This window comes from Terrisporobacter mayombei, from assembly GCF_020748465.1.
In the GTDB taxonomy this organism is placed as follows: domain Bacteria; phylum Bacillota; class Clostridia; order Peptostreptococcales; family Peptostreptococcaceae; genus Terrisporobacter; species Terrisporobacter mayombei.
This window is the reverse complement of the sequence record NZ_JAHZMP010000003.1, coordinates 166,312-178,887: the sequence shown is the minus strand read 5'-3', so window position 1 is coordinate 178,887 and position 12,576 is coordinate 166,312. Positions and strand designations below refer to the sequence as shown.

General features: G+C 27.1%; 13 protein-coding genes. 9 read left to right on the top strand and 4 right to left on the bottom strand.

Translation table 11 applies throughout. The annotated features are described in order from the left end of the window. Window positions 1-225: 225 nt before the first annotated feature. The 5 genes from K0039_RS11500 to K0039_RS11480 all read left to right on the top strand — a co-directional run bounded on the left by K0039_RS11500 (window position 226) and on the right by K0039_RS11480 (window position 4,747). The gene (locus K0039_RS11500; protein WP_228105214.1) at window positions 226-681 is read left to right on the top strand and encodes a LytTR family DNA-binding domain-containing protein; all 456 of its coding nucleotides are present in this window, start codon (window positions 226-228) and stop codon (window positions 679-681) included. A gap of 1 nt (window position 682) precedes the next feature. After that, on the top strand, window positions 683-1,387 hold the full coding sequence (locus tag K0039_RS11495) for a LiaF transmembrane domain-containing protein (RefSeq protein ID WP_228105213.1): 705 nt from the start codon (window positions 683-685) through the stop codon (window positions 1,385-1,387). Window positions 1,388-1,527: 140 nt separating this feature from the next. After that, window positions 1,528-2,901: an MATE family efflux transporter gene (locus K0039_RS11490; protein WP_228105212.1), complete on the top strand. Its 1,374-nt coding sequence runs from the start codon at window positions 1,528-1,530 to the stop codon at window positions 2,899-2,901. A gap of 112 nt (window positions 2,902-3,013) precedes the next feature. Then, on the top strand, window positions 3,014-3,661 hold the full coding sequence (gene trhA / locus K0039_RS11485; protein ID WP_074919393.1) for a PAQR family membrane homeostasis protein TrhA: 648 nt from the start codon (window positions 3,014-3,016) through the stop codon (window positions 3,659-3,661). 153 nt (window positions 3,662-3,814) lie between these two features. Then, window positions 3,815-4,747: a hypothetical protein gene (locus K0039_RS11480; protein ID WP_228105211.1), complete on the top strand. Its 933-nt coding sequence runs from the start codon at window positions 3,815-3,817 to the stop codon at window positions 4,745-4,747. Between the two features lie 59 nt (window positions 4,748-4,806). Here K0039_RS11480 and K0039_RS11475 read toward each other — a convergent pair whose 3' ends face one another. Together K0039_RS11475 and K0039_RS11470 are read right to left on the bottom strand one after the other, a co-directional pair. Continuing rightward, on the bottom strand, window positions 4,807-5,223 hold the full coding sequence (locus K0039_RS11475; protein WP_228105210.1) for a DUF2871 domain-containing protein: 417 nt from the start codon (window positions 5,221-5,223) through the stop codon (window positions 4,807-4,809). A 141-nt stretch (window positions 5,224-5,364) separates the two neighbouring features. Next, a complete protein-coding gene (locus K0039_RS11470) occupies window positions 5,365-6,597 on the bottom strand; it encodes an aminotransferase class I/II-fold pyridoxal phosphate-dependent enzyme (RefSeq protein WP_228105209.1) in 1,233 nt (410 codons plus the stop codon). Window positions 6,598-6,815: 218 nt separating this feature from the next. Here K0039_RS11470 and K0039_RS11465 point away from each other — a divergent pair, with 218 nt between their 5' ends. Further along, complete coding sequence (locus K0039_RS11465; protein ID WP_228105208.1) at window positions 6,816-8,231, top strand: FN3 associated domain-containing protein; 1,416 nt, start codon at window positions 6,816-6,818, stop codon at window positions 8,229-8,231. Between the two features lie 92 nt (window positions 8,232-8,323). Here K0039_RS11465 and K0039_RS11460 read toward each other — a convergent pair whose 3' ends face one another. Then, on the bottom strand, window positions 8,324-8,785 hold the full coding sequence (locus K0039_RS11460) for an NADH-quinone oxidoreductase subunit NuoE family protein (protein ID WP_228105207.1): 462 nt from the start codon (window positions 8,783-8,785) through the stop codon (window positions 8,324-8,326). 200 nt (window positions 8,786-8,985) lie between these two features. On the opposite strand from K0039_RS11460, the gene K0039_RS11455 reads away from it, so the two are divergent. The 3 genes from K0039_RS11455 (at window position 8,986) to K0039_RS11445 (ending at window position 10,648) form a co-directional block, all read left to right on the top strand. After that, window positions 8,986-9,546, top strand: coding sequence for a CDP-alcohol phosphatidyltransferase family protein (locus K0039_RS11455; RefSeq protein WP_228105206.1), 561 nt, complete (start codon window positions 8,986-8,988; stop codon window positions 9,544-9,546). Between the two features lie 71 nt (window positions 9,547-9,617). After that, window positions 9,618-10,097, top strand: coding sequence for a permease (locus K0039_RS11450; RefSeq protein ID WP_228105205.1), 480 nt, complete (start codon window positions 9,618-9,620; stop codon window positions 10,095-10,097). Window positions 10,098-10,231: 134 nt separating this feature from the next. Continuing rightward, window positions 10,232-10,648: a permease gene (locus tag K0039_RS11445; protein ID WP_331476748.1), complete on the top strand. Its 417-nt coding sequence runs from the start codon at window positions 10,232-10,234 to the stop codon at window positions 10,646-10,648. Window positions 10,649-10,721: 73 nt separating this feature from the next. Here the strand turns inward: K0039_RS11445 and K0039_RS11440 are convergent, their stop codons facing one another. Beyond that, window positions 10,722-12,497, bottom strand: a complete 1,776-nt coding sequence (locus K0039_RS11440) for a MutS-related protein (protein ID WP_228105203.1) — start codon at window positions 12,495-12,497, stop codon at window positions 10,722-10,724. Window positions 12,498-12,576 lie beyond the last annotated feature (79 nt).

Sequence of the window (12,576 nt, the reverse complement as noted above, 5' to 3'; positions counted from 1 at the left end):
AAATAATAATTTAAAAAAGCTGTATTACACTTAATAAAAGGTGTAATACAGCTTTTTATTTTTAAAATAGACAATTTAAAATATCAGAAATAGAAATACCTGAACAAAGTGTTTGTAACTAAGAATTAAAAACCTACCTCTTACAAAGATAAATTAACCACTTACTCTAAATTCGTTTACAAAGAAATTCTAATGACTATAATTGATAATGTGGAGAGTGAAGATATGAAAATACGAATTGAAGTTGATGAAAGAATTGAAGAAGATGAAGTAATAGTTAGGTGCAGTCAATTAAATGAAGAAGTGAGTAATATTCAAAAAGCTATAACTGAAATAATATCACAGAAAACACAAATTACTTTTTATAAAGATAATGTGGAGTACTATATATCTTTGGCAAAGATTTTGTTCTTTGAAACAGAAGATGCTAATATTAGTGCTCATACAGGTGACAATATTTATCAGGTTAAGTACAAGCTTTATGAATTGGAAGAGATTTTACCAAATAATTTTATGAGAATATCAAAATCTACTATATTAAATATAAATCACATTTACTCCATAACACGAAACCTAACATCATCAAGTATCGTTGAATTCCAAGATACACATAAACAAGTGTATGTTTCAAGACATTATTATAAACCACTAAAATTTAAGTTATTAGAAAAGAGGAGATAGAATGAAAAAAGAAAGAATTTTCTGGGGTCTTTTGCTTGTATTAGGAAGTGTTGCCTTAATAGTTAACAAACTTGGTTACTTTGCCAACATAAATGTATTTAGTGTATTATTAACAGTATTTCTTTTGGGAATTATGGTAAAAAGTATATTTAGGAGAAGCTTTCCAGGAATATTATTCCCAATAGCTTTTATTTGTATCATATTTGATGATCAACTAGGTATCACAGCAATTACACCATGGACTGTGTTAATAGCAGCTGCTCTTGGTAGTTTCGGCCTATCAATGATTTTTTACAAAGGATCAAGATGGCATCATTATAAACATAAATATGATTGGAAATATGATGAGTATGAAACTATTAATATTGAAGATGAGGGTCATATAAAATTAGATACTAGTTTTGGTGGAAGTATCAAATATATTAATTCAGATAAATTTGAGCAAGCAGATTTGGACTGTAGTTTTGGTTCAATGAAGGTATATTTTGATAATACTAAGCTATATAATGGGCGTGGAGTAGTTAGAATAGATGCATCATTTTCTGGAGTAGAATTATATATACCTAAGACTTGGACTGTAGAAAATAGGGTTAACACATCTTTTGCAGGTGTAGATGAGAAAAATAGAAATATGGGAAATTCAGATAATATTTTAACTATAATAGGAAGAGCTAGTTTTGCAGGTGTAGAAATAGTATATATATAAAAATTATAAACAAACTAAGGGTATTTCAATAATGAAATACCCTTTTTATATGGTCAAAATATTAAAAAAATATGATATTATTAAGAAGTATATGTAAAAATATAAGAGTATTAAGTAAGAAAGAAAAATGAGGTGAAACTTTGCAATACATATTTAAATTAGACAAAGAAAACAAAATATTTTATAAGACCTTGCTTACCTTATGTACTCCAATAATAATTCAGAACTTATTATCAACTTTAATAAATATGGTGGATACAATTATGGTTGGAGGGCTGGGAGAAGTATCTGTGGCAGCTATCGGCATAGCTAATCAATACTTCTTTCTATACAATATGGCTTTATCAGGAATTATAGGAGGAGCAGGTTTATTTATTGCCCAATTTTTTGGGAAAAATGATAAAGCAAATATAAGAAAAATTACAGCTTTGGGAGCATTATCTGCTTTAATTTTAGGAATAATATTTGCCACAATGGCAATTTTTTCTCCAAAGTTTATAATTCATTTCTTTTCTCTTGATGAAAGTGTAGTTGAAATTTCCGTAAGCTATTTTTTAATAATAGGATTTTGTTATCCTATTATTGCAATTAGTAATGTATTTAGTATGGGCTCAAGAAGTATTAGAAATCCTAAGCTTGGAATGATTTGCAGTTCCATATCATTAGGATTAAATATAATTCTAAACTATATATTTATATTTGGGAAATTTGGAATGCCAGCTTTGGGTGCTAGTGGTGCAGCCTTTGCAACAGTTATATCAAGAATAGTTGAGTTAATCTTGTTAGTTAGTTATGTTTATTTTATTAAAAATGATTATGAATTAAGATTTACTCTTAAAGATATAAAATTAATCAATAAAGATTTATTTAAGGCATTTATATCTAAAACAATACCTGTATTTTTTAATGATACTTTGTGGGCATTTGGAACAGTGCTATATGCAGTGGCTTACTCAAAAGCAGGAACGTCAGCTATTGCAGCCAGTCAAATTGCATCTAGTACAGGAAATTTCTTTATAATGACATCAGTATGTATAGCTATTGGATCATCTATTATGATAGGAAATGAATTAGGCGCGGATCATATAGAAAAGGCAGTTAGCTATTCAAAGAAGTTTGCCAGACTAGTATCTTTAGCAGGGGTAGTTTTTGGTGGATTGCTAATTTTATCAATTCCAGCACTTCTAAAAGTGTTTAGTGTAAGCCCAGGTCTTGCACCAGATATAAAAAAGATATTTATTGTAATGGGAGTACTAATGGCATTAAAGACATTTAATACCTTTATAATAATAGGCGTGCTTAGAAGTGGTGGAGATACTAAATATGCTTTAACTTTAGAAATGGGATGTATGTGGTTTGTATCATTACCTTTAACATTCTTAGCTGCTTACAAAGGTGTTCCTATTTATATTTTAGTTGCGCTAACTTATACAGAGGAAGTAGCTAAGTTTATATTTGGAGTACCAAGAGCCTTATCTAAGAAATGGGCAAATAATATTGTAAAAGATATATAAAATGGCTAACAGAATGTTAAAACTTATTTACGTAAGTTGACTTTTATTGTTATTAGAGTTACAATAAAATTATTATCGGTCGATTGACCGACAAGAAATAAGGAGGTATTTAATGGGAACATATATTAGGGAACCTATTAATGGATTTACTCATTTAGGTGGAGCAATTCTTTCTTTTGTAGGTCTCTTAGCATTAGTAATAAAAACTACATTAACAAGTGCATCTGCTATAGATCTAACTGCAGTAATCATATTTGGAATAAGTATGATTTTACTTTATGCAGCATCAGCCACATATCATTTAGTAATGGCACCAGACAAGGTAATTGCATTTTTAAGAAAATTAGATCATTCTATGATTTTTATACTTATAGCAGGATCATATACTCCATTTTGCTTAATTGCATTAAAAGAACACAAAGGTTGGATTTTATTTACAGTTGTTGCTACAATAGCAGTTTGTGGCGTTCTATTTAAAATGATTTGGTTTAATTGCCCTAGATGGATATCTACTTGTATATATATAGGCATGGGGTGGATATCAGTATTTATGATAAAACCACTTTATAGCTCTATACCATTTGGAGGAATACTTCTATTACTTATGGGAGGTATATTTTATACCATAGGAGCAGTAATATATGGACTTAAGCCTCCTGCACTTAAATTTAGAAATTTAGGATTTCATGAGATATTTCATATATTTATACTCTTAGGGAGTTTATGTCACTTTATCTCAGTGTTTGAATATGTAATATAAAATTATAGTCACCCAATCTATTTATTAGAATGGGTGATTTTTATTTTAATAATTTTATAAATTAAGATGACTCATTATTAGAAAAAATAATAAAAAGGCTGTATAGTTAAAAAATGGTATATAATATAGTCAATATATTTTAGGGGGCATATTATGTTAAAAGATATAAATATAAAAATAAATCAAATAAAAGAACAGGTTGCAGAGAAAAAAGTATTAGAAGAAAAGCTCAATAATTTGGAGAAAGAGTTTTCTATGTATGAGTGTGAACTGAGAAATCTGGAAGAAATATTAAATAAAGAGTTACACGATGTTGAAAAATTAAAGAAGATATCCCTATCAAGTATTATATGCACGATTATGAGAAATAAAGAAAAAAAGATAGAGAAAGAAGAAAAGGAATATTTAATAGCAAAACTTAAATATGATAATTGCTCTTCTAGAATTACTTCATTGAAAAACAGCAAGTTAAGAATAGAGGATAGATTAAGCTCATTAGAAGATTGTGAAAAAAGGTATGCTGAGTTATTAGATACAAAATTATCGTTGATAAATATATATGGAGATACAAATCAGAAAAATAGAATTTTAAGCATGGAAAAAGAACTGGATAGTTATTTTAAAGAGCTTAAGGAAGTTGAAGAATCTATAGGATCTGGAAATACTTTATATGAAGAGATTTCATACACAAAAGAAATATTACAGTCTGCAAAAAACTGGGGAACTATTGATTTATTTGGCGGAGACTTTATTTCATCAATGGCAAAGCATGAAAAAGTTGATCAAGCTCAAAATCAATTTATAAGAATATCAAATTTATTATCTAATTTTAATAAGGAATTAAAAGATATTAATATAGATAGCTTAAATTTTTCTACTACAATGAAAACTTTTGATATATTTTTTGATAATATATTTACAGATATATCTGTGAATAGCCAGATAAGTAATTCTTATGATGATATTTGTAAATTACAAAGAGATGTTGATATGATTCTAAAAAAATTAAAAGATAGCAAGGAAAGCTTATATGAAATTATTGATGATAAGAAAAATGAATATGATAAATTTATAAATAGTCTTTAATATAAAAAGGTATTATATGATGAAAATTAAAAACTTCCATCTCATAATACCTTAATTTTTTATGAAATTTTATTATCATAATTTTTTATAGCTTTATTTACTATAACAACAAACCAGACTAAAGATATACCTAAAATAGCATGTCCAAGACCTGATATATGACTAAGACCAGCAAAGTCACTATTATTAACTTGTAATATTCCTCTATAGACTAATGTAGAAATTAAATATAGAAGACCTATATTGTAAGTTATAATCCATGATTTAAAACCTTTTATATTAGAAATATTAAAGTTTTTTTCTAGTAATAATACAATTATAAAAAATATAAATCCAAGTATTAACGTATGTGTATGAGTTACACTCAAAGAGGTTACTCCTGTGAAATTATTTATTTTTGTAAACTCTCTATAAAAAACTCCTAGTGCCAATCCTAAAATTAGATAAAATGTTGAAATCTTAAAATATTTTTGCATATCCTACCTCCGCTAAATAATTAATAATAATATATATACCTAAAAAAGTTTGCATTAAAACAAAATGAAGTAGTATTAATTTATTAAATAAAAAATAAGGTGTAACAACATAATTTTAATGTTTACACCTTATTTTTTCATTTAAAATTTTAAATCAAGGGCAGTTAGTCTATTGTAAATTTCTTTCATAAAGATCATTTCCGCTTCTTCACTATAAGCTTCGTAAGTAACGGAAAGTCTTAAATAAGCACCACAATCATCCCAAGGAACAGTGGATATCATGGCATTATCTAAAATATAAGCAAAAGCATCTTCTGCATTATTAAAGGCTACATCACCAGCTCCCTTAGGAATAGGAACATAAAGATAAAATCCACCTTTAGGCTTTTCCACTTTAAATCCAACTTTTCTAAGAACATCAATTAGTAAATCAAAACGTCTAGAATATCTTTCTATATTTTCTGAAATGAATTTTTCATAGTTATCAAGAGCAAATGAAGCGGCTTTTTGTATAGGAATAAATTGTCCAGAGTCAGTGTGACCTTTAATAGTTGAATAAAGTTTAATAGTTTTAGGAGAGCCGACTACAAAAGCCATTCTAAAACCAGTCATATTAAAGCTTTTAGATAAAGAGTGGATTTCCAAACAAAGATCCATAGCACCGTCAACGCTTAAAATGCTAAGAGGCTTATGATCGTCATAAGTCAAAGTACCATAAGCCATATCAGAGATTATAAATATCTTATTTTTTCTACAAAAATCAACTAAATATTCATAATATTTTTTAGTAGCAATTTGTCCAGTTGGATTGTTCGGATAATTAATATAAAGAAGCTTAGATCTTTTTAAAATATCTTCAGGAATATTTTCTAAGTCAGGGTAGAAGTTGCTTTTTTCACAAAGAGGTAGATTGTAGATTTCTCCCCCTAGAAATTTAGTATAAGTACCCATAATTGGATAGCCAGGAACAGTCATTAAGCAAACATCACCTGGATTTATAAAACCTATAGGAATCATGGCTAAAATAGATTTTGAGCCTATACCATGCATAACATTTTCGTAAGTTAAATTGTCTATATGATATGCATTTTTCATAAATCTACAAGCTGCTTCCTGAAACTCTAATATGCCATTGTCTGCATAAAATCTATTTTCATTCTTATGTGATTCTCTACATAAAACATCAACAATTGAAGAGTCAGCAATTTTATCAGGCTCACCAACTCCCATATTAATAAGTGGTATATTAGGATTATTTATTTTAGCATCATTAGTCATTTTTTTTAGTTTCTCAAATTTGTATAATCGTGTAGCTGTATTGAAGAAAGATAAATCGCCCAGTCTTTCTGAAATCATGCTGTCTATAAAATCCATTTTTAATCCTCCAAAAGTGTCGAGATACTTTATATTATGAAAAATTATTAAAAATGGGACGACTTTATTCTTTTTTGTTAATTTTTAAAAATTAACCTCTAATAAAATTACCTAAATGGAAAATATATTATGTTAATATAAATGATACCAAATATAATTATTTATATGTATAATGTAAAAGCATTATAAAATTCATGACCTTTAAGTGAGGGTTAACGATGGAAAAAAAGAATAAATGTAAATTATTTATAATACTGGCAGTTGCTATAGTATTAGGCTTGATCATGTACAGTGGACTATTTTCATCTAAAATTTATGACAAGCATATGGGTAGAGGGTTAAATTATTTAACAAATGAGAAATATGAAGATGCAATATTATCTTTCCAAAAAGCAATAAAAATTAAGAAAAATAGTACTTATGCAAGAATTTATTTAGGAGAGACATACATATTAAATAATGAAATAGAAGAAGCAACTACCATATTAAAAGAAGCGCAGAGTTTAGATATAGCTAATGAAAAACTACTTATGGAAATATTAGAAATTCTAACTTATATAGATGGAGATTTAGCATATGAATTTTTGGATACATTCGTACAAGTTGTACAAAAATCTAATATATCACCTAAAATACAAGAAATAATTAATTCAGCAAACAAGGCATTACTAAATCCAGAAGTAAATATAGAGCCAGGAAAATATGTAGATTCATTACAGCTAAAAATGTTAGATGAGATAATGACAGTTGGCCATAGTTACTACTATACAATGGATGGAAGCATCCCAAATAAAAACTCATCTAAATATACTGGAAAGATAGACATATCAAAAAGCACAAATATAAAAATAATAGGGTACAATAAAAATGGAGACTGTACAGATGTTGAAACTTTTAAATATATAATTGATAAAGATATAATAGAGCAGATTAAAAAAAGTATTTCTGAAGGCGAATCACTAATCAATAATACTACTGTGGGAAGTGAAATTGGAAATATATCTAAAGAAGATAAAGAGAAACTTCAAAATATATTAAATAAAGGAAAAGACTTATTAAATGATTACTTTATTAATTATAAAGATGCAAGCAATATAAAAACAGATATAGAAAGTGGGATTAGCTTATTTAATGATAATATAATTAAACCGATAGATAAGTCAAAACTAGAATCGGCTATTTCACAAGCTAATTCATTATACAATAATTCTATAGAAGGTAGTAATGTAGGTGAATACAAATCAGGGACAAAATCAGTTTTTATAAGTACAATAAATTATGCCAAAAAAATTTATAACAACTCATCCTCTAATCAAACAGAAATAGACTCAGCTCTAACTAATTTAAATAGTGCTATAGGTAAATTTAAAAAGAATAAAATTACAACAAATGATCGAAATTCAGATGGAAGTTATACTAGAGAATATGTAGAATCATATATTAAAAAAGAATATGTAGGTTATGGTATATTTGTAATGGATGCTACATATGATGAGTTTTATAATAATGAAAAATGTTACTTAATATCAGGCTCTTCAAATGAAACAAATGCTTCGGGATTTACACATCCAATAGAGTTTTTTATAGGTTCTAAAAAACTTAATAAGTATTCTTATAGTGATGTTGCATGGTAAATAATATTTTTAAATAAATTAAAATATATAATTTGATAAATTAAAAATAACAAATATAATTCAAAAGGCTGCAATAAAGCAGCCTTTAATTATTAATTACAATTTTCTAAGATTGAAGGAATATCTTCAATTGTTACACTTTCATAAACTCGTCCGTTTACAGTTACAATAGGTGTTCTACGACAAACTCCTACACATCCACCTGACTCTAAACTAAACTTCATATCTTTGGTAGTTTCGCCAGATTTAATTCCTATTAATTTTTCAAACTCATGAAGAATACTAGAGCTATTATCCTTGCTACAAGCATTACCAAAACAAATTTTTATCTTGTATTTACCTTTAAGATCAGTAACAAAGTAACTATAAAAATTAACAACACTTTCCACTTTGCTAAGAGGAAGATTTAACTTTTTGGAAATGTAAATCTGTACATCTTTTGGTAGATATCCGAATATACTTTGAGCATGATGTAAAGTATCCGTCAGCATTTTTTCATTATTATCAATTGAATTTATAAATAAATCTTTATTTTTAGAGAGAAAATCACACATATTAATCTCCTTTATTTTTTAAATATTGACTTTCTTTTTATACCCTATGGGTAATGAATATAAACTTTCTAAGGATTATATGATATATCATAATCATTAATAATATAAACCTATATAAAGTAAATGTAAGGCAAGTATGATATGAATATGTGTTATTATTTATAATATATTTGAAAATAAATGAAAGAAGGTGTTTAAGGATGAAAATTTCAAAAAAAGAAGTATTTTCAATACCTAATATAATGGGGTATTTTAGGATAATTTTAATACCTGTATTTTTATATGTTTATTATAATGCAACATCAGTGGAGGATTATTATATTGTAGCAGGTATAGTATGCGTTTCTGGAATAACAGACTTTTTAGATGGTTTTATAGCCAGAAGGTTTAATATGATTACTGAATGGGGAAAGTTTATAGATCCTTTGGCAGATAAGTTAACTCAAGCAGCTCTTGTATTCGCTTTATCATTTAAATATAAATTAATGTGGTATTTAGTTGGGTTGTTTATAATAAAAGAAGGCTTTATGGCAATTATGGGAATTATAATGCTTAGAAAAGGCAAGAAACTAGATGGGGCAAAGTGGTTTGGAAAGCTTTGTACGGCAATATTATACATAGTAATGTTTATGTTAATGTTATTCCAGAGAATGAATAATGATAGAGCAAACTTCTTAATATTAGTGTGTGGAATATTTATGTCAATGTCTTTTATACTATACATACCTGTTTTTTATAAAATGCATAAGTCAAATAAATAAGATATTTTTTGGAGAGTATTAAAACATTTATTCATATAGTTATATATAAGCATAAAATTAGGAGGGATTATATGACAACATATATTCTATACACATTGGCAGCTATAATGTGCTTTATATCCTACTTGAAAAATAAAGAAAGAACAAAAAATGCTTTAATCAAAGGTTGCAAATCTATTGAAAATATCATGCCTCAATTCTTATACATAATAGTAATTGTAGGATTAATGTTAGCCTTTATTGATACTAATACAATTTCAAAATTAATAGGAAATGAATCAGGATTTTTAGGAGTTTTATTTTCCGCAGCAGTAGGATCTATTGTAATGGTTCCGACTTTTGTAGCATTTTCAACTGCAAATACATTATTAAATAGTGGGGCGGGTTATGCTCAAGTAGCAGCATTAGTATCAACTTTAACTTTTGTAGGCATAATGACTTTTACGCTGGAAGCTAAATATATTGGCAAAAAGGCTGCTTTTTATAGAAATTTTTTTGCATTTCTATTTTCAGTTGTAGTTGCCTTCTTTATGGGAGTGATTTTAGGGTGAAGAAGAAAATTTATTACTTGGTAAAGAGATATAAACTTTTTCTTATTGTTTTTATTATTCTTATTTTAGTTATTATATTTGAAAAAAATACTGGTCTGAGGGCATTTAATAGTGTAAAAGATAGCTTTTTTCAGATGTTATCAGTACTACCACCTATTATGATTATTCTAGGATTAATGGATGAGTGGATATCTAGAGAATCCATGATGAAGTACATGGGCGATGATTCTGGAATTATGGGAATTGCTATCGCCATAACTTTCGCAGCTTTTGCTGCAGGACCAATGTATGCCGCATTTCCATTTACAGCTGTTTTATTAAAAAAAGGTGTAAAGTTTACTAATGTGATTATTTTTATGAACGCTTGGTGCGTTATAAAAATTTCTACTCTTCTATTTGAAATAAGTTCATTAGGGTATAAATTTACTTTTTATAGATTGTTAATCGATTTTGTTGGGGTTATTGCTATGGGATATTTGGTTAATTATTTTGTTATGAAAGTAGGAAAAGAAGATAAAATTTTAAGTAGCTATATGAAAGAAGATGTCTAAAAGTAAAAACGTAAGGCATGAATTATATTTGCATAATTCATGCCTTATTTATATAAAAATAAAAGTATTTAATTTAGGAAAGAATACCAACTTTTTTCAATAAGAATTCTGCATTTGTAGTAAGAGATCTTCCCTTTTTAAGTTTGTAATCAAAGTAAATTTCATTATCTATGTAATGTTCATTAAAACTATAGTTTATAATATTAGGATTTTCATTTTCTAAATTACAAACATCCAAATCATGAGTTGTAATCATCCCTGAAACATGATATTTACACAATTCTCTTAGGACACCTTCAGCACCTTTAAGTCTATCTATGGAATTTGTACCTCTAAAAATCTCATCTATTAAAAATAGTGTATTAGAGTTAACATGAGATTGGTCAATTATTTTTTTTATTCTTTTTAGCTCAGCATAGAATGTTGAAATTCCTTCGTTTAAATCATCTCTTATACGCATAGATGTAATTATATCCATTTTAGATGATAACATGCTACTGGCACATACATAACTTCCAGAGCAAGCAAGAACCGCATTAATGCCAACAGTCCTCATAAAAGTAGTTTTACCAGACATATTAGAACCAGAAATAATGTAAATATTATTATCTAGATTAAAATTGTTGCAAATACGTTTATCATTGGCGATTAAAGGATGACCCATATTTGTAGCTTCAATGATGTTGTTTTCCTCAGTAAAATTAGGAAGACACATATTGTTACAAATTCTAGGAAGATTGGCAAAGCTAATTAAACTTTCCAGTTCTCCTAAAGTATGAAACCAATTTTCTACTGAATCAGAATATTCTTGCTTCCAATTATCTAAATCTATAGCGTTTTTGTAGTCCCAAAGTAATAGTGAGTTTAAAATAATGCACATAACACCATTATTACGCTGATTTATACTTGAAGCAATTTTTGATAGTTTGTTAACTCCAACTTTAGCTTTTTCTATATTCTTTTCAATTTCATTTAATTTATCAGAAGCAAATTTTACTTTTGTAATATTATTAATAACATCGTCGTAGCGACTAATTTTAGGTGCTAACTTTTTAAGTGTTCCAACATAACTATTTGATTTTAAATAACCAATAACCCATAGTAATAGTTGAAATATAATTAAACAGTTAAGAACAATAAAAGCATCAGTATTTTTAGTTACTAGAGCATAAAGCAAAGCAAGACAAGTTACGATACTAGATACTTTAAATAATAATTTTAAAAATTTACTTTCAATAAATCTTTTTTTATCTTGAAGTTGTGAAATTAAATTGGCAAAATCCTCATCGACACCTATAAGAGAAAAATCATACTCTGTCTCAACAGAAAAATCATAATTCTTGCTTAACTCAGCAATAGCCTCATGACGATTTTGAATTTCTTTATCTGAAAAATTAGGACTTAGCAAGTCTTTTACAAATCTTCTTCTTCCATAATAAGTACCAGTACTATTAATCATTTGGAATAAAGAATTTTTACCTACTATATCCAAGTCCGTTGCATAAGGGTGATCATAATTTATAAATTCTTCACCAATATCTGTAAAGTCAGACCATTCACCAGAAATTCTCTTCATATTAGCCTCATTAATTTTTATAACTCCTTCAGCTTTATGTATTTGCTCATAAATAGTTTTATGAAATAAAGATGCAATAATAAAGATAACTATTTCCACAATTAAAAGTAAAATTAATTTTAAAGGATAATGATTTACATATATTTTGTATATGTTATAGCATATTAAAATAAACAATGCCATTTTGAATACAGATATTATATTAGTAGTTTTGTTATGTTCTAATATACTTGCTTTTCTTTTTTCTATATCATCATTAAATTTTGATTCCATAAGTTTTACCTCCAAATTTATCCTGTAACTTTTATGATAACCAATATTTATAGAAAATCCAACTAATTTGCTTTATTTA

Coding starts and splice junctions, on each gene's coding strand:
- K0039_RS11500 (WP_228105214.1), top strand. CDS start 226: ATGAAAATACGAATTGAAGTTGATGAAAGAATTGAAGAAGATGAAGTA.
- K0039_RS11495 (WP_228105213.1), top strand. CDS start 683: ATGAAAAAAGAAAGAATTTTCTGGGGTCTTTTGCTTGTATTAGGAAGT.
- trhA (WP_074919393.1), top strand. CDS start 3,014: ATGGGAACATATATTAGGGAACCTATTAATGGATTTACTCATTTAGGT.
- K0039_RS11480 (WP_228105211.1), top strand. CDS start 3,815: ATGTTAAAAGATATAAATATAAAAATAAATCAAATAAAAGAACAGGTT.
- K0039_RS11475 (WP_228105210.1), bottom strand. CDS start 5,223: ATGCAAAAATATTTTAAGATTTCAACATTTTATCTAATTTTAGGATTG.
- K0039_RS11470 (WP_228105209.1), bottom strand. CDS start 6,597: ATGGATTTTATAGACAGCATGATTTCAGAAAGACTGGGCGATTTATCT.
- K0039_RS11465 (WP_228105208.1), top strand. CDS start 6,816: ATGGAAAAAAAGAATAAATGTAAATTATTTATAATACTGGCAGTTGCT.
- K0039_RS11460 (WP_228105207.1), bottom strand. CDS start 8,785: ATGTGTGATTTTCTCTCTAAAAATAAAGATTTATTTATAAATTCAATT.
- K0039_RS11455 (WP_228105206.1), top strand. CDS start 8,986: ATGAAAATTTCAAAAAAAGAAGTATTTTCAATACCTAATATAATGGGG.
- K0039_RS11450 (WP_228105205.1), top strand. CDS start 9,618: ATGACAACATATATTCTATACACATTGGCAGCTATAATGTGCTTTATA.
- K0039_RS11445 (WP_331476748.1), top strand. CDS start 10,232: ATGTTATCAGTACTACCACCTATTATGATTATTCTAGGATTAATGGAT.
- K0039_RS11440 (WP_228105203.1), bottom strand. CDS start 12,497: ATGGAATCAAAATTTAATGATGATATAGAAAAAAGAAAAGCAAGTATA.